This is a genomic window from Streptomyces sp. CA-251387 (assembly GCF_050936625.1).
In the GTDB taxonomy this organism is placed as follows: domain Bacteria; phylum Actinomycetota; class Actinomycetes; order Streptomycetales; family Streptomycetaceae; genus Streptomyces.
On the sequence record NZ_JBNJMJ010000001.1, the window covers coordinates 596,268 to 612,928 of the forward strand.

The following is a 16,661-nucleotide window of genomic DNA, read 5'->3' on the forward strand; positions in this document are numbered from 1 at the left end:
GGCCGAGGTCACAGCCACGGAGAGGGCAAGGTCACAGCCGTTCCCCCTGCTGCTCCTTTGCGCCTCTGGCCTAGCATCCGAGCATGACGGTCCTGCCTGACGACGGGCTTGAGCTGGCCGCCGAGTTCCCTGACGTGTCCCACGAGCAGTGGCAGCGCCTTGTTGCGGGCGTGCTGCGCAAGTCGGGCAAGGACGTCGAGGGAGCCCAGGCCGAGGAAGCCCTGTCCACCGCGCTGGAGGACGGGCTGCGCACCCGGCCTCTCTACACCGCGCACGACGCCGCGCCCGACCCCGGCCTGCCCGGATTCGCCCCCTTCGTACGCGGCAGCCGCGCCGAGGGGAACACGGTGGGCGGCTGGGACGTGCGCCAGCGGCACACCACGGCCGACGGCGCCGCGGTCCTGGGGGACCTGGAGAACGGCGTCACCTCGCTGTGGCTGGCCGTCGGCGAGGGCGGCATCCCGGTGTCGTCGCTCGGCCGGACCCTGGAGGGTGTCTACCTCGACCTGGCGCCCGTCGTCCTCGACGCCGGGCGCGATGTCGAGGCCGCCGCGCGCGAGTTGCTGCGGCTGTACGAGGAGCGCGGTGTCGCCAAGGACGCGGCGCGCGGCAATCTGGGCGCCGATCCGCTCGGCCACGAGGCCCGTACCGGGCAGTCGTACGGCTTCCCGGCGGTGGCCGGTCTCGCGCGGCTGTGCGCCGAGGAGTACCCGGGGCTGCGGGCGCTGACCGTGGACGCGCTGCCGTACCACGAGGCCGGCGGCTCGGCCGCGCAGGAGCTGGGCTGCTCGCTGGCGACCGGTGTCGCGTATCTGCGGGAGCTCACCGAGGCCGGGCTGAGCGTCGAACAGGCCTGTGGGCAGCTGGAGTTCCGGTACGCGGCGACCGCCGACCAGTTCCTGACGATCGCCAAGCTGCGGGCCGCGCGCAGGCTGTGGGCGCGAGTGGCCGAGGTCTGCGGGGCGGCACAGGCGGGGGCGCAGCTCCAGCACGCCGTGACCTCGCCGGTGATGATGACGCGCCGCGACCCGTGGGTGAACATGCTGCGCACGACCATCGCCACGCTGGCCGCCGGGGCGGGTGGCGCCGAGTCCGTCACCGTGCTGCCGTTCGACCACGCCCTCGGTCTGCCGGACGGATTCGCCCGGCGCATCGCCCGCAACACCTCCACGATCCTCATCGAGGAGTCGCACCTGGCCCGGGTCATCGACCCCGCGGGCGGCTCCTGGTACGTGGAGCGTCTGACCGACGAACTCGCGCAGGCCGGCTGGGAGTTCTTCCAGCGGATCGAGCGCGGCGGCGGCCTCGCGACCGCCCTCCGCTCGGGGCAGCTCGGGCAGGACCTCGCCGAGACCTGGCAGGCCCGCAGCGCCAAGCTGGCCAAGCGGCGCGAACCCATCACCGGGGTCAGCGAGTTCCCGCATCTCGCCGAGAAGCCCGTGGAGCGGCAGCCGGCCCCCGAGCCCCCGTCCGGCGGGCTGCCGCGCGTGCGCCGCGACGAGGCCTACGAGGAGCTGCGCGCCCGCTCCGACGCCCACCTGGCCGCGACGGGCTCCCGTCCGCGGATCTTCCTGGCGGCCCTGGGACCGGCGGCCGCGCACACCGCGCGCCTGACGTTCGCCTCGAACCTCTTCCAGGCGGGTGGCATCGAGCCCGTCACCGAGGGCACGTTCGAGGACAGCGGCGCCTCGGAGGTCTGCCTGTGCTCCAGTGACGCCCTGTACGAGGAGCAGGCGGCGACCGCGGCCGCCGACCTGAAGGCCGCCGGTGCCTCGCACGTGTTCCTGGCCGGCCGTCCCGGTGAGTACGCCGGTGTCGATGGTTACGTCTTCGCGGGCTGTGACGCCGTCGCCGTACTGTCCGCCACCCTTGACCGCATGGGAGTGTCCTGATGACCGCCCCCTTTGGCCCCTCCATCCCCGACTTCTCCGGGATCGAGCTGGGGACGCCTTCCGCCGACGGCGGCGCCGACGAGTGGCGTACGGCCGTCAAGCGGGCGGCCGGTGGGGACGACCTGCTGTGGGAGACGCCGGAAGGCATCCCGGTCAAGCCGCTGTACACCGGGCAGGACCTGGAGGGCCTGGACTTCCTGAGCACCTACCCGGGCGCCGCCCCGTATCTGCGGGGCCCGTACCCCACGATGTACGTCAACCAGCCGTGGACGATCCGTCAGTACGCGGGCTTCTCCACGGCCGAGGAGTCCAACGCCTTCTACCGGCGCAACCTCGCCGCCGGCCAGAAGGGCCTCTCGGTCGCCTTCGACCTGCCCACGCACCGCGGCTACGACAGCGACCACCCGCGGGTGACCGGTGACGTCGGCATGGCGGGCGTGGCGATCGACTCGATCTACGACATGCGGCAGCTCTTCGACGGCATCCCGCTGGACAAGATGACCGTGTCGATGACGATGAACGGCGCCGTGCTGCCGGTGCTCGCGCTCTACATCGTCGCCGCCGAGGAACAGGGCGTACCGCCCGAGAAGTTGGCCGGGACCATCCAGAACGACATCCTCAAGGAGTTCATGGTCCGCAACACCTACATCTATCCGCCGAAGCCGTCGATGCGGATCATCTCCGACATCTTCGCCTTCACCTCGCAGCGGATGCCCCGCTACAACTCCATCTCCATCTCCGGCTACCACATCCAGGAGGCGGGCGCGACGGCCGACCTGGAGCTGGCGTACACGCTCGCGGACGGGGTGGAGTACATCCGGGCGGGCCGTGAGGCGGGCCTGGACGTGGACGCGTTCGCGCCGCGGCTGTCGTTCTTCTGGGCAATCGGCATGAACTTCTTCATGGAGATCGCCAAACTGCGTGCGGCCCGGCTGCTGTGGGCCAAGCTGGTCAAGCAGTTCGACCCGAAGAACTCCAAGTCCCTTTCGCTGCGCACTCATTCGCAGACCTCGGGCTGGTCCCTGACCGCGCAGGACGTGTTCAACAACGTCACGCGCACCTGCATCGAGGCGATGGCGGCCACCCAGGGCCACACCCAGTCGCTGCACACCAACGCCCTCGACGAGGCGCTCGCGCTGCCCACGGACTTCTCCGCACGCATCGCCCGCAACACGCAGTTGCTGATCCAGCAGGAGTCCGGCACCACCCGCGTCATCGACCCCTGGGGCGGCAGCGCCTACGTGGAGAAGCTGACGTACGACCTCGCGCGCCGGGCCTGGCAGCACATCCAGGAGGTCGAGCAGGCGGGGGGCATGGCCAAGGCCATCGACGCCGGCATCCCCAAGCTGCGCATCGAGGAGGCCGCGGCCCGCACCCAGGCCCGCATCGACTCCGGACGCCAGCCGGTCATCGGCGTCAACAAGTACCGGGTCGAGAACGACGAGGCGATCGATGTCCTCAAGGTCGACAACTCCTCCGTGCGCGCCCAGCAGATCGAGAAGCTACGGCGGCTGCGTGCGGAGCGGGACGAGCGGGCCTGCCAGGACGCGCTGGACGCGCTCACCCGGGCCGCCGGGGGCGACGGCAACCTGCTGGAGCTGGCGGTGAACGCGGCCCGCGCCAAGGCGACCGTCGGGGAGATCTCCGACGCCCTGGAGAAGGTGTACGGCCGGCACGCGAGCCAGATCCGTACGATCTCCGGCGTGTACCGCAACGAAGCAGGGGAGTCCCCGAACGTGGACCGCACCCGCACCCTCGTGGACGCCTTCGAGGAGGCAGAGGGCCGCCGCCCGCGCATCCTGGTCGCCAAGATGGGCCAGGACGGCCACGACCGCGGCCAGAAGGTGATCGCCACCGCCTTCGCCGACCTCGGCTTCGACGTGGACGTCGGCCCGCTGTTCCAGACCCCGGCCGAGGTGGCCCGCCAGGCCGTGGAGGCGGACGTGCACATCGTCGGCGTGTCGTCGCTGGCGGCCGGCCACCTCACCCTCGTCCCGGCGCTCAAGGAGGCGCTGGCAGAGGAGGACCGGGAGGACATCATGATCGTGGTCGGCGGGGTGATCCCGCCGCAGGACGTGCCCACGCTCCTGGAGATGGGTGCGGCGGCCGTCTTCCCGCCCGGCACGGTGATCCCGGACGCGGCGTACGACCTGGTGCAGCGACTGTCGGCCGGCCTCGGACACGACCTGTGATCGATGTCGACGCGTATGTGAAGGGCGTACTCGACGGGAAGCGGGCGATCATCGCCCGCGCCATCACGCTCGTCGAGTCCACCCGCCCCCAACACCGGGTGCTGGCACAGGAGTTGCTGACCGAGCTGCTCCCGCACAGCGGCCGGGCCCGGCGGATCGGGGTCAGTGGGGTGCCGGGGGTGGGCAAGTCGACGTTCATCGACGCGTTCGGCACGATGCTGACGGGGCTCGGGCACCGGGTGGCGGTGCTCGCCGTCGACCCGTCCTCCAGCCGTACCGGCGGCTCGATCCTCGGCGACAAGACCCGCATGGAACGCCTGGCCGTGGACCCGGCGGCGTTCGTGCGCCCCTCCCCCACCGCGGGCACGCTGGGTGGAGTCGCCAAGGCGACCCGCGAGTCGATCGTGGTGATGGAGGCGGCGGGCTACGACGTGATCCTGGTGGAGACGGTCGGCGTCGGCCAGTCCGAGACCGCGGTCGCGAACATGGTCGACTCCTTCCTGCTGCTCACCCTCGCCCGCACGGGCGACCAGTTGCAGGGCATCAAGAAGGGCGTCCTGGAGCTGGCCGACGTGATCACCGTCAACAAGGCGGACGGCCCGCACGAGCGCGACGCCCGCGCGGCGGCCCGGGAGTTGGCGGGCGCGCTGCGGCTGATGCACGGCAAGGACGCCGTCTGGACACCGCCGGTGCTCAGCTGCAGCGCCCGCGAGTCGACCGGCCTGGACACCGTCTGGGAGCGCCTCGAACAGCACCGCACCCTGCTGGACTCGACCGGACGCCTCGCCGCCAAGCGCCGGGACCAGCAGGTCGACTGGACATGGAGCATGGTCCGCGACGAACTCCTCGGCCGCCTGCACGCCGACCCGGCCGTCAAGGCCGTCGCACCGCTCCTGGAACAGCAGGTCAGGGACGGTGAGTTGACGCCCACTCTGGCGGCCGAGCGGATTCTGGGGGCGCTCGGGAGCTCAGAGCCGTCCTGAGCGGCCGGGGCGGTGCCCCCGGGGCCTGGGGTTGATCCGGGACGTGCGGCGCCTGGGGCGGCTGCCTGCCGAGGCCAGCCGTAGCCAGGGTTCCCGTGCACCCGCAACGATCGGGGCAGCCGGGACCTCAGGCCTCCGGGCAGCGCCCCCAAGCGGAGATCATCGGCGAGGTGGCCAGGTCGAGGCCGCCCGCGGCGATGTTGGCCAGGTGCCGGTCGATCTCCTCGTCGGTGGCCAGCCCCGCGGCCACGAGTTGGTCGCGGACCTGGTGGACGGTGGCCTCCTCCAGCACGGTGCACGCGGGTGAGGTGATCGGGAAGTAGGCGTCGGCCTCGACGTCGACCAGCCCGGCCTCGCGCAGCAGCCGCGGCAGCTTGCGGCCGTACGCCAGATCCGCGCCACGCTGCCCCAGCAGCTCGCGGAAGCCACGGCGCAGCCTGTTGGCCAGTTCCTGCTCGGGACCGTACTCGTCGGGGCAGATCAGGGGCTGCAAGGCCGGGTCGGCGTCCTCCAGCACCAGCCACCCGCCGGGGCGCAGCGCCTCGACCATGGACCGCAGGGCTCGGTCGCGCTCGGCGACATGGACGAGGACGAGCCGGGCGTGGATCAGGTCGAACGGTCCCCCGGCCGGGGGCGCCTCGACCGCCACGTCGTGGCGCAACGCCTCGAAGCCTGCGGCCTTCCGCATCCAGGAAGGGTCGATGTCGGTGGCCACGACATGCCCGGTCGGGCCGACGCGCTCGGCCAGCCAGGCCGGCACGGTGGTCCCACCGGCGCCCACCTCCCAGCATCGCCACCCCTCGCCGACGCCGACCGTCTCGAAGTGGCGGAACGTCGACGGGTCGAAGAGCACCGACAGCGCGGTGAACCGCAGCCCCGCCTCGGCCTGCCGATTGTCCAGCAGGTATCCCTTGCCGGAGGTGTCGTGCGCGTCCCGTGCCATGGGCCGATCATCGCACGGGGCACGGTTGCACCGGAGATTCGCAACAAGGGGGCGTGGCCGCGCTGGCGGCCGCCCTGCTGACCGCACCCGGCGTCGCGCAGGCCGTGCCGCAGACCGCCGCACCGGCAATCCAGGAACGGGTGGCGGCGGCCAGCATCACCTGGAGCCTGGAGCCGGCGAGCAACCCCACCCAGGACCGGCAGAGCGCCTACGACCTCATCACCAGGGCCATGAACCCCGCCGTGGCCCACTACAACAACCTCAGCGACCTGGGCAAGACCATCACCGTCCGCTACGACCCGGGCGTGCCCACCGCCGACGGCGACATCAATGGAACCATCCGCTTCGGCAGCAACCGCAGCTACATGACCGAGCGGACCGCTCTGCACGAGATCGCCCACACCATCGGCGTGGGCACGAGCGCCGGCTGGTCCAGGCTCGGCGGAAGCGGCACCTGGACCGGCGCGCAGGCCACGGCGCTCGTCAGGCAGTTCGACGGTTCGAGCGCCAAGATATCCACGGGTGGCGGTCACTTCTGGCCCTACGGCCTGAACTACGAGAACGAGTTCTCGAACACGGCGGCCGACCGCCACGTCCAGATCGTCGCCGCGATGGTGCGCGACGGGCTGTGCGCCGAGAGGCCCGTCAGCGGGGCATGCGCGTACCCGTGCCACTGACCCGGACCTTCGGGTCACCGGCGTACAGGGTCACGGTCAGCACACCCGGCCTGCCCATGTCCTCGCCCTGGTGCAGGGTGAGCACCGACTCCGGGGGAACCAGGGCGAGTTCACGCGCATAAGCGCCGAAGGCGGCGGCAGCGGCACCGGTGGCCGGGTCCTCCACGACGCCGCCGACCGGGAAGGGGTCGCGGACGTGGAAGACGGTGTCCGCGGCGCGCCACACCAGCTGAACGGTCGTCAGGTCCAGCTTCCGCATCAGGGTGGTGAGCCGCTCGAAGTCGTACGACAGGGACGCGAGCCGTTCCCGGCTTCCGGCGCCCAGCACGAGATGCCGGGCGCCGGCGAAGGCGATGCGGGGCGGCAGCCGCGGGTCGAGGTCGGCCGACGGCCAGCCCAACGCCGCGAGTGCCTCGGCCAGTTCCTCGGGAGCGATCTCTTCGATCCGGGGCTCCACGCTGGTCAAGGTCGCCCGGAACGTGCCGTCGGCGTCCGCGGTGACGGTCACCGGCACCGTGCCCGCGCGCGTGGCGAAGACCAGATCTCCCGGACCGATCCGCTCGGCCAGGGCGACGGCCGTGGCGATGGTGGCATGACCGCAGAAGGGCACCTCGGCCTGAGGGCTGAAGTATCGAATGGTGAAGGTCCGCCCGGGTTCCCCGGCCAACTCCTCGGGCGGGCCGGTCAGGAACGCGGACTCGCTGTATCCCAGCCGTGCGGCGATCGCCAGCATCGCGGCGTCGTCGAGCCCGGAGGCGTCCAGGACCACGCCCGCCGGATTGCCACCGTCCGGGTGGGACGAGAAGGCGGTGTAGTGCAGCACATCGGCGTCCGGCTCATTCGTCGTCATGCCGTACGACAACCAGCGCACCGGGGCGCCGATTCCCGGCCCGCGTCCGCCGCCCGCCATCCGCCGTCCGCCGTCGCCCGCCCGCCGTCCGCAGCCCGCCGGAACATGGCCGAAGCCGGTGTGGTGGGCGAGATGTGGAACGTTCAATAATCCGGGACGGCGTTTCCGCCCTGCACCGAGCGACCGTTTCGAGGCACCCCCACTTCGGCGCAGCCGAGCGCCGGAGCCGAGAATCCGGAGTTCCTTCATGCGTCTTCGTCCCGCTCTCCGCCGTACCCGCGTGTCCGCCCTGGCCGCATCGCTCGCCGCGGCCGGCGCACTGACCCTCACGTCCCCCACCTCGGCCGCGGCCCACGCCGACGTCACCGCCACCCTCCGCGTCACCGTCACCGCCGACGACTCGGTCATGACCCAGACCGCGGGCGTCTACACCTGCCACAGCGGCTTCACCGTCGGCCAGGCGAAGGACATCTCCGTCACCGTGCCCGCCGGCCATTGGGTCCAGGTCTTCAACAGTCACGGCTGCTACGACGCGCTCCACATCAGCGGCGCCGCCATCGAGACCGACGGACAGATCATCAGCTTCACGCTGTAACGGATCGCCACCTCGCCCACCCGGCGTGGCGCCGAAGCTGTCAATGTTGTGCACTTTATTGACGGCAGTAAGTAGAGAGCCTACCTTCGCGGTGTCCTTCCCCCGGTCAAGGGAGACCGCGATGCCCCCGTCCCCCGTCGCATCACCAGAACAGAACCGCCAGCTCCGCCGCGTCGCCCTCTCCGGGCTGCTCGGTACCGCCGTGGAGTTCTACGACTTCCTCGTCTACGGCACCGTCGCCGCCCTCGTCTTCGGCGAGCTGTTCTTCCCCGGCGCCGACCCCGCCGTCGGCACCATCGCCGCGTTCGGCACCTTCGCCGCCGGCTATGTCGCCCGCCCGCTCGGCGGTATCGTCTTCGGGCACTTCGGCGACCGGCTCGGCCGCAAGAACATGCTGTTGCTCACCATGGGCCTGATGGGCGGCGCCAGTTTCCTCATCGGCTTGCTGCCGACGTACGACACGATCGGCGTCTGGGCGCCCGTCCTGCTGATCACCCTGCGGGTCGTCCAGGGCATCGCCATCGGCGGTGAATGGGGCGGCGCCACCCTGATGGTCGTCGAGCACGCCGGGGAGCGGCGCCGCGGCCTGTGGTCCAGCTTCACGCAGATGGGAGCCCCGCTCGGCTCCCTGATCTCCGCCGCCGTCGTCGCCCTCGTCTCGACCCTCCCCAAGGACCAGTTCGCGGCGTGGGGCTGGCGCGTGCCGTTCCTGCTGAGCGTGGTCCTGCTCGGCGTCGGGCTCTTCGTGCGCCTCAAGGTTGTGGAGAGCCCGCTCTTCGCCGAGGTGAAGAAGGACGGCGCCGAGGCGCGGCTGCCGATCCTCGACGTCCTGCGGCGCCCGCGTCCCGTGCTGCTGGCCTGCTGTGTCGGCATCGGCGCCTTCACCGCCCAGTCGCTGCTGACCAGTTACCTCATCGCGTACGCCACCGGCATCGGCTATCCCCGCCCGCAGGTGCTCACCGCGCTCACGGTGTCCGCCGCTGTCGCCCTGGTCGTGCTGCCCTGCGCCTCCGCGCTCTCCGACCGGATCGGCCGCCGCCCGGTCGTCCTCGCCGGAGCCGTCCTGTCGGCCGCGACCGCCTTCCCGGTCCTCGCGCTGGTCGACTCGAAGTCGCCGGGCGCACTGATCCTCGCCGTCGTCCTCGGCCACGGCATCGCCCAGTCCCTGATGTACGGCCCGCTGGGCGCCCTGTTCAGCGAGATGTTCGGCACCCGGGTCCGCTACACCGGCGCCTCCCTCGGCTACCAGGGCGCCACGCTCGTCGGCGCCGGCTTCTCCCCCATGATCGCCGGAAGCCTGGTCGCCGGCAGCGGCAACAGCACGCCCGTCGCCCTGCTGCTGTGCGGCGGCTCGCTCATCACCGCCCTGACCGTCTGGTTCGTACGCGAGACGAGTCGCACGCGCCTCTCGGACACCGCGGCCGAACTCCCCACCACCCCCCGCACAGAGGAGATCACCGCATGACGAGCGGCACCCGCACCGCCTTCGTGGCAGCCCTCCTGCTCGCCGGCACCACCCTGCCCACCGCGACGGCGTCGGCCACGACACCCAGCCACATCGAAGGCCAACTCCCCTCCGGCGCCGCGTACGTGATGGATGTCCCCGCCTCCTGGAACGGCACCGTCCTCCTGTTCAGCCACGGCTACCGACCGTCCGGCGCACCCAACCCCGCCCAGAATGCCCCCGATGACACCACCAAGTCCCGGCTCCTCGACCTGGGTTACGCACTGATCGGCTCGTCGTACGCCACCACGGGCTGGGCCGTGACGGACGCCGTACCCGACCAACTCGCCACCCTGGCCGCCTTCACCGACCGTTTCGGCACGGCCCGGCGGACCATCGCCTGGGGCCAGTCGTACGGTGGACTGGTCACCACGGCCATCGCCGAGCGCCACCCGGCCCGGATCGACGGCTCGCTGGCGATGTGCGGCCTGGTTCACGGCGGAGTCGCCAACTGGAACAACACCCTCGACCCGGTCTACGCCCTCAAGACCCTTCTCGCCCCCGGCGCCGACGTTCCGCTGGTGGACATCCCGGATCAGAAGACCGCCGCCGACGCGGCGAACACCCTGACGGCCGCGGTGGACTCGGCGCAGTCGACGCCCGCCGGACGCGCCCGGATCGCCCTGGCCGCAGCCCTGCACAACATCCCGGGCTGGAACGATCCGGCGCAGCCGCGGCCCGCCGCCACCGACTGGGACGCCCAGCAGGCCAACCAGTACACGGCCCTCAAGGGCCTGGTGAAGTTCCCCGCGTTCAGCTGGCGGCAGGAGGCCGAGGCCCGGGCGGGCGGCAACATGTCGTGGAACACCGGTGTCGACTACGCGAAGCTGCTCGGCCGCTCCTCCGTCCGCAAGGAGGTCACCGAGCTGTACCGGAAGGCCGGCCTGTCCCTGCGCGCCGACCTCGCCGCGCTCAACCGCGCCCCGCGCATCAGCGCCGATCCGGCCGCCGTGGCGTGGATGAGCGGCACGAGCTCCTTCACGGGCAGGCTGGCCAAGCCGCAGCTCTCCGTCCACACCACCGGCGATGCCCTCGTCCCCGTGCAGACGGAGAGCGCGCTGAAGCGGGCGGTCACCGCCGCAGGTTCCTCGGCCCTGCTGCGTCAGGCGTACGTCGACAACGCCGGTCACTGCACCTTCAGCCCCGCCGAACAGCTCGCCGCCCTACACACCCTGGAGGACCGCCTCCACACGGGCAAGTGGGCCGGCACCGACCCGGACGCCCTCAACTCCCGTGCCGCGGCGGCCGATCCGACCACGCCGGCCCGTTACGTGTCCTACCACCCGACCCCGTACCCGCGTCCATACGACCTTGCCCACCCCGCCGACGGCCAGTGACGCCGTACGACCGCCTGCCGCGCCGTCGGTGGGCGGTCGTACGCTGTGCACCGTGGAGTACGACGACATCCCGGACACCCGGGACGCCTCGGAGGGCCCGCAGCCGCGCCCCCAGTCGCTCCTGCTCGCCTTCTTCGGCAACCACGTCCTGGAGGAAGGCGACCTGTGCGTCTACTCGGGCAGCATCATCGACGTGCTCGGCCGCGTCGGGGTCGGTGAGCAGGCCGTACGCTCCACCCTCACCCGCATGGTCAACCGCGGCCTGCTGCGTCGCCGGCGCGAGGGCCGCAAGATGTTCTTCGGCCTGACCCTGCAAGCGCTGCGCGTCCTGCACGACGGCCGCACCCGCATCTGGCAGCAGGGCGCCGTCAACGACGACTGGGACGGCTCCTGGACCCTGCTCGGCTTCTCCCTGCCCGACTCCTGGAAACGCCAGCGCCACGACCTGCGCTCCCGGCTCACCTGGTCCGGGTTCGGCGCCCTGTACAGCGGGTTGTGGATCGCCCCGGGGAACGTCGACGTCGCCGCAATCGTCTCGGAACTCGGGCTCACCGCGCACGTCAAGGTCTTCCACGCCCAGGCGGACGAGGCCACCGACATCGGGTTGATGGTCCGCGACACCTGGGACCTGGAGAGCATCGCCGCCCGCTACGTCACCTTCGACAAGCGCTGGACCGCCCACCTGAACGCCGGATCCGGGGACGACCCCATCGCAACCCGGCTGCGGCTGGTCAGCGAATGGCTCTCGACCATCCGCACGGACCCCAGGCTCCCCGCCCGGCACCTTCCCCCGGACTGGCCGGCCCGCGCCGCTCAGGAGACGTTCCGGCGCATCGCCGAACAGACGGCCCAGCCCGCACGGCAGTTGGCCCACGAACTGCTGGAGACCACCCCCTCGCGGTGACGATCGCCAAGCCGCGGTGACATCGATCACAAGCGCTCTCTTCGCAGTGACGTTCGACGACGACGCGGCGCTGGACACGTTGGGCCAGCACTGTGACCGGTGTGGCTCCTGTGAGCTTTTTCTGAAGCCTTCTACTGGGGTGGGGTTCGACGTGAGTCGTCGTGGGTCGCGCGCATACAGACCGTTGAGTCTGAAGCGGCGGGCGTGGTTGACACTGGGTGCGGTGGTCCTGGGGGGCGGGGGCGTGGTGACCTACGCCGTGGCCAGTCCGTCAGCCGATCCGGGCACGGCCGCCCGGGACAAGCGGCCGGTGAAGGTCTTCGACCTCGCGCTGAAAGGCACCCGGAGCGACCGGCGGGAGCTGCCGCGCACGGGCACCGAGCAGTTCTCGCTGCTCGGCGTCTCCTGGACGGGCGCCGCCAAGCGCCTCGACGGCACGGTGCAGGTGCGTACCCGCAGCCGGGAGAGCGGTGAGTGGAGCGCCTGGCAGGACCTGGAAGTCAACGTCGACCCGCTCGAGAAGCCCGAACCCGGCGTGCGCGGCGCGTCCGAGCCGCTGTGGGTCGGCCCCTCCGACGGCGTTCAGGTGCAGGTGGCCCGCAAGGACGGCACGACGGGTGCGCTGCCCAAGGGGCTCGAGGTCAACCTGGTCGACCCGGGCGTGGTGACCGACGCCGAGACCAAGGCCGGCGGTGCCGGTGCCGAGCCCGCCGCGTTCGTCGCCGAGGAGACCCCCGGCGCCACGACCGCCCCGCCCACCGACTCCGCGACCCCGACCGACGGCGCCACCGCCACGCCGACGGATCCTCCGACCTCCGCATCGCCGACGCCGAGCGGCTCGGCTTCCACGTCCCCCTCCCCCACGCCCAGCCCGACGGCCACCACGCCGTCCGCGCCGCCGTCCACCGTGCCGCAGCCGCCGATCACCTCGCGTGCCGGCTGGGGAGCGGACGAGTCGATGAGCCCGGATCCGTCGGAGTACAACGCCGACGTCAAGGCCGTCTTCGTCCACCACACCGACGGCAGCAACGACTACTCCTGCGCCGACTCGGCGTCGGTGGTGCGCGGCATCTACGCGTACCACACGCAGGTCAACGGCTGGAACGACATCGGCTACAACTTCCTGGTCGACAAGTGCGGCACCGTCTTCGAGGGCCGCAAGGGCGGTATCGACCTGCCGGTGCTCGGTGCGCACACCTACGGCTGGAACCGGGAGTCCGCGGGCATCGCGGTGCTCGGTGAGTACACGTCCACCGGCGCCACCGACGCCGCCCTGACCTCGGTCGCGCGCGTGGCCGCGTGGAAGCTCGGCCAGTACGGCGCCGACCCGGCCGGGACCGTCCAGCTCACCGCGGGCGCGACTCAGAAGAACTACTTCGCCACCAGCTTCACCGCGGGCACCAAGTACACCTTCAACCGGATCTCCGGCCACCGCGACGGCTACAACACCCAGTGCCCCGGCAACTCGCTCTACGCCCAGCTGCCGGCCATCCGCACCTTGGCGGCCGGCCCCGTGCAGGGGCTGAAGGTCACGTCGGTCGCGGGCGCGGGCCTGTCGAGCTCGACGTACTACACCAAGGGTGCCGTCACCGTGCACTGGATGGCCGCCACACCGTCCTCGCTCATCAAGAGCTTCCAGCTGCTGGTCGACGGCAAGACGGTCGCCACCACCTCCGGCACCGCCACGTCCGCGAACACCACCCTGGCCCTGGGCAGCCACACCGTGGCGGTGCGGGCCGTGCACCAGTCCGGCAGGACCGTGACCACCGCAGCGCTGAACGTCCTCGCGGAGACGACCGCGCCGACCTTCACCACCGCACCGAAGCTCTCCCTGCGCACCGGCACCGTCAACACCACCGCCGTCCCGGTCACGCTCGGCTGGAAGGCCACCGACAACGCCGCGCTGAGCTCCGTGAAGCTGCTGGCTCCCACCACGGCCACGTTCGGCCCGACCACCACCAGCTCCGGCCGCACCGCCAAGTCCGGCACGGCAACCACCTGGACGATGCGGGCCTACGACTACGCCGGCAACTACCGCACCTCCTCCCCCTCCTTCACACCGGTGATCCTGCAGGAGACCTCCGCGGTCAAGTCCGGCAGCTGGACCAGCCGTTCCTCCACCAGCTACCTCGGGGGCAAGTCGTATTCCAGCGGTTCCAAGGGCGCGGCCCTGTCCTGGACCTTCACCGGACGCTCGGCGGCCTGGGTGGTCTCGCGTGCCTCCGGATCCGGCCAGGCGTACGTCTACGTCGACGGCGTCAAGGTCTCGACCGTCGACCTGAAGTCGTCCACCACGCTGTACCGGCAGGCCATCTGGACGAAGACCTGGTCCAGCAGTGCCAAGCACACCGTCAAGATCGTCGTGGTGGGCACCAGCGGCCGGCCCACCGTCACCACCGACGGCCTCGTCCACATCAAGTAACGCCCCGTTCCGCCAGGGCGGCACCGCGCCGGTCACCACAGACGGCGCGGTGCCGCCCTGCGGCGATTCCTAACCCGTTCACCATCGGCCGGGATGCACACGGTCAGCCGGTGGCTGCTCCGACGCTCAGCAAGAGAAGGGCGACGTCGTCCCGGCGCGCCACCGCGGACCCGGCATGGCTCAGCAGGTCGTCGACGACCAGGTCCAGGTCGCGGTCGTCCGCGCGGGCGAGTCGGTGTGCGAGGTCGGCAATGGAGTCGTCCAGGTCGACTCCGGGCCGTTCGACGAGGCCGTCGGTGTAGAAGACGAGCAGCAGCCCTTCGGTGAGCGGGATCTCGGTGACGGGGAAGGCGGCCTCGGGGTCGATGCCGAGGAGTGGGCCGGGCGGGACGTCGAGGGGCCGGGGGTCGCGGCCGGGGAGGCGCAGGAGGGGCGGCGGATGGCCGGCGCTGGCCAGGCACACGCGTCGGCGGACGAAGTCGAGGTGGGCGTAGAGGCAGCTGGTGAACAGGTCGGAGCCGAGGTCGATGAGGAGGCGGTTGGTCCTGGAGAGGATCTCGTCGGGGGGCGTGCCGAGGGTCGCGTGGGCGTGCACAGCGGTGCGGAGCTGTCCCATGAGCGCGGCGGCCTCGACATTGTGGCCCTGGACGTCGCCGATGACGGCCGCGGCGGCGGTGTCGCCGAGCCGGATCAGGTCGTAGAAGTCGCCGCCGATGTCCATGCCCCGGGTGGCGGGCAGATAGCGGGCGGCGACCCGCAGACCGGTGACCGTGGGAAGGGTGCGGGGCAGCAGCGCCTGCTGGAGGCCGTGGGCGAGCTCGAGTTTGGTGTCGTACAGGCGCGCGCGGTCGAGCGCCTGGGCGATGAGTCCGGCGAGCGACGTCAGCACGGCGCGTTCCTCGGCCGGGAACCGGTGGGGCCGCTGGTAGCTCAGGACGCAGATGCCTACGGGACGACCGGAAATGATCAGCGGTAGGAAGGCCCAGGCCTGCTTGCCGCTGACCTGGGGGGCCTCGGGATAGATCCGCCGCATCTCCTCCGGGTCGGAGAAGAACGCGGGGATGCCGCTGCTGAGAGCGCGCCCGGCAGGGGTGAACCCGGTGTCGAGGGGCAGCCCGTCGAGACGCTCGATGGTCTGGGCGGCGTACCCGCGGTACCCGATGATCCGCAGCCGGCCGGCGTCGGCGGTGGACAGGACCAGACCCTCGGCACCGAAGGCGGGCATGACCTGGTCGGCGACCAGATCGACGACGTCCTGGACGCCGACGACCTCGGTGAGACCGGCGGCCAGGTGCATGAGCTGGTAGAGCTGTCCCGCGCGGGCGGGTGTCGTGGTGCGCGTGGTCCGTCGGGGTGCCGGGGAGGGCAGTGCCTGCGCGCCGCTGGGAACGATGCGGACGCTGATGCCGCTGGCGTCCGGGTAGAGGTGGAAGTCCAGCCATCGGTCCGGCGGGCGGCACGCGGTGAAGGAGACCGGCTCGCGGCTGATCACCGCGGCACGGTAGCGGTCCTCGTAGGTGGGATCGTCGAGCCAGCGCAGTGACTGCCACGGCAGCGTGCCCAGCAGCTGATCGGCGTCACGGCCCAGCAGAGCGCAGGCCCCGGAGCTGAGATAGCTGAGGCGTCCTTCCAGGTCCAGTGCGCAGCTGCCGCCGGGCAGGCGCTCGACGAAGTCGGCGACCGCCGGCGCCGGGGGCGCTGGCGGGCGGCCGGTGGGGACGGGAAGGACGCGGGGCTTGTCACCGAGGGCCGGGGAAGCGCCGATCTGCTCGGCTTCCTCGAGCAGCCGGGCCAGACGCCGGCAGCCGGCCGCGATGTGGCCCTGCTCCCGCCGGGTCATGTACGGCGGACGGGTGGCCGGCCACATCAGGAGCAGGGCACCCCACCGCCGGACGCCGGTGACCGGAGCGGCGACCAGCGCCAACGGGTACGGGAGCGCCACCGCGGTGCGCGGATAGGAGCGGGCCATCTCCTCCTGGCTGCCCACCCACACCGTGCGTTCCTCGCGGACGGCGTCGGCGACCGGGGCCGGAGCGGCCATCGGAACGCTCGCCCACGGTGCGGCCAACTCGGCCGGAGCCCCGCACAGCACGTCCAGCCGCAGTACCTGCTCGTCCGGTGTGAGCAGGTACAGGGCGCCGATGGCCGCGCCGGTCCGGCGTACCGTCTCCGCGAACACGGCGTCCAGCTCGGCGGTGGCGGCAGCCCGATCACCGGTGCTGGTCACGAGGCACCTCCAGCGTGGCGGGGCGGCTCCCGGACGGCACGGCCGGCATGTGCTCCCTCCGGGCACGGTGCACGCCGCCGTACGAACAGGACCCTCGCCCCTATGGGGACGTTACGCCCCCACGCAGTACCCGGC

Annotated in this window: 12 protein-coding genes; 9 read left to right on the forward strand and 3 right to left on the reverse strand. The window is 71.7% G+C overall.

All coding sequences use genetic code 11. From position 1 onward, the window contains the following. Positions 1 to 83: 83 nt before the first annotated feature. Genes ACQEV2_RS02680 through meaB form a run of 3 tightly spaced genes read left to right on the forward strand, consistent with a single transcriptional unit; the run spans position 84 to position 5,067 of the window. Entirely contained in the window at positions 84 to 1,892 is a 1,809-nt protein-coding gene (locus tag ACQEV2_RS02680; protein WP_433036098.1) for a methylmalonyl-CoA mutase family protein, read from the forward strand. Next, positions 1,892 to 4,084 (forward strand): methylmalonyl-CoA mutase, encoded by a 2,193-nt coding sequence (scpA, locus tag ACQEV2_RS02685; protein ID WP_433036100.1) that lies wholly within the window; start codon positions 1,892 to 1,894, stop codon positions 4,082 to 4,084. The genes ACQEV2_RS02680 and scpA overlap by 1 nt, the downstream gene beginning before the upstream one ends. Then, positions 4,081 to 5,067, forward strand: a complete 987-nt coding sequence (gene meaB / locus ACQEV2_RS02690; RefSeq protein WP_433036102.1) for a methylmalonyl Co-A mutase-associated GTPase MeaB — start codon at positions 4,081 to 4,083, stop codon at positions 5,065 to 5,067. The genes scpA and meaB overlap by 4 nt, the downstream gene beginning before the upstream one ends. 127 nt (positions 5,068 to 5,194) lie before the next feature. Here the strand turns inward: meaB and ACQEV2_RS02695 are convergent, their stop codons facing one another. Then, on the reverse strand, positions 5,195 to 6,010 hold the full coding sequence (locus ACQEV2_RS02695) for a methyltransferase (RefSeq protein ID WP_433036104.1): 816 nt from the start codon (positions 6,008 to 6,010) through the stop codon (positions 5,195 to 5,197). Between the two features lie 53 nt (positions 6,011 to 6,063). Between ACQEV2_RS02695 and ACQEV2_RS02700 the strand changes: the two genes are divergently transcribed. Further along, positions 6,064 to 6,687: a hypothetical protein gene (locus ACQEV2_RS02700; protein ID WP_433036106.1), complete on the forward strand. Its 624-nt coding sequence runs from the start codon at positions 6,064 to 6,066 to the stop codon at positions 6,685 to 6,687. Here the strand turns inward: ACQEV2_RS02700 and ACQEV2_RS02705 are convergent. Further along, positions 6,656 to 7,537, reverse strand: a complete 882-nt coding sequence (locus ACQEV2_RS02705) for a PhzF family phenazine biosynthesis protein (RefSeq protein ID WP_433054152.1) — start codon at positions 7,535 to 7,537, stop codon at positions 6,656 to 6,658. The genes ACQEV2_RS02700 and ACQEV2_RS02705 overlap by 32 nt on opposite strands. Positions 7,538 to 7,784: 247 nt before the next feature. On the opposite strand from ACQEV2_RS02705, the gene ACQEV2_RS02710 reads away from it, so the two are divergent. From ACQEV2_RS02710 to ACQEV2_RS02730, 5 genes are all read left to right on the forward strand, one after another. Continuing rightward, complete coding sequence (locus tag ACQEV2_RS02710; RefSeq protein WP_433036108.1) at positions 7,785 to 8,132, forward strand: hypothetical protein; 348 nt, start codon at positions 7,785 to 7,787, stop codon at positions 8,130 to 8,132. Positions 8,133 to 8,253: 121 nt separating this feature from the next. Continuing rightward, positions 8,254 to 9,597: an MFS transporter gene (locus ACQEV2_RS02715; RefSeq protein ID WP_433036110.1), complete on the forward strand. Its 1,344-nt coding sequence runs from the start codon at positions 8,254 to 8,256 to the stop codon at positions 9,595 to 9,597. Further along, positions 9,594 to 10,973 carry an alpha/beta hydrolase family protein gene (locus ACQEV2_RS02720; protein WP_433036112.1) on the forward strand — a complete coding sequence of 460 codons (1,380 nt, stop codon included), beginning with the start codon at positions 9,594 to 9,596 and terminating at the stop codon, positions 10,971 to 10,973. Before ACQEV2_RS02715 ends, ACQEV2_RS02720 begins: the two co-directional genes overlap by 4 nt. A 52-nt stretch (positions 10,974 to 11,025) precedes the next feature. After that, a complete protein-coding gene (locus ACQEV2_RS02725) occupies positions 11,026 to 11,877 on the forward strand; it encodes a PaaX family transcriptional regulator (protein WP_433036114.1) in 852 nt (283 codons plus the stop codon). 190 nt (positions 11,878 to 12,067) lie between these two features. Further along, positions 12,068 to 14,299: a peptidoglycan recognition protein family protein gene (locus tag ACQEV2_RS02730; RefSeq protein ID WP_433054155.1), complete on the forward strand. Its 2,232-nt coding sequence runs from the start codon at positions 12,068 to 12,070 to the stop codon at positions 14,297 to 14,299. A 103-nt stretch (positions 14,300 to 14,402) separates the two neighbouring features. On the opposite strand, the gene ACQEV2_RS02735 is transcribed toward ACQEV2_RS02730, so the two are convergent. Further along, positions 14,403 to 16,526, reverse strand: a complete 2,124-nt coding sequence (locus ACQEV2_RS02735; RefSeq protein ID WP_433036116.1) for a SpoIIE family protein phosphatase — start codon at positions 16,524 to 16,526, stop codon at positions 14,403 to 14,405. Positions 16,527 to 16,661: the final 135 nt, after the last annotated feature.

Coding starts and splice junctions, on each gene's coding strand:
- scpA (WP_433036100.1), top strand. CDS start 1,892: ATGACCGCCCCCTTTGGCCCCTCCATCCCCGACTTCTCCGGGATCGAG.
- ACQEV2_RS02715 (WP_433036110.1), top strand. CDS start 8,254: ATGCCCCCGTCCCCCGTCGCATCACCAGAACAGAACCGCCAGCTCCGC.
- ACQEV2_RS02705 (WP_433054152.1), bottom strand. CDS start 7,537: ATGACGACGAATGAGCCGGACGCCGATGTGCTGCACTACACCGCCTTC.
- ACQEV2_RS02680 (WP_433036098.1), top strand. CDS start 84: ATGACGGTCCTGCCTGACGACGGGCTTGAGCTGGCCGCCGAGTTCCCT.
- ACQEV2_RS02720 (WP_433036112.1), top strand. CDS start 9,594: ATGACGAGCGGCACCCGCACCGCCTTCGTGGCAGCCCTCCTGCTCGCC.
- ACQEV2_RS02695 (WP_433036104.1), bottom strand. CDS start 6,010: ATGGCACGGGACGCGCACGACACCTCCGGCAAGGGATACCTGCTGGAC.
- ACQEV2_RS02710 (WP_433036108.1), top strand. CDS start 7,785: ATGCGTCTTCGTCCCGCTCTCCGCCGTACCCGCGTGTCCGCCCTGGCC.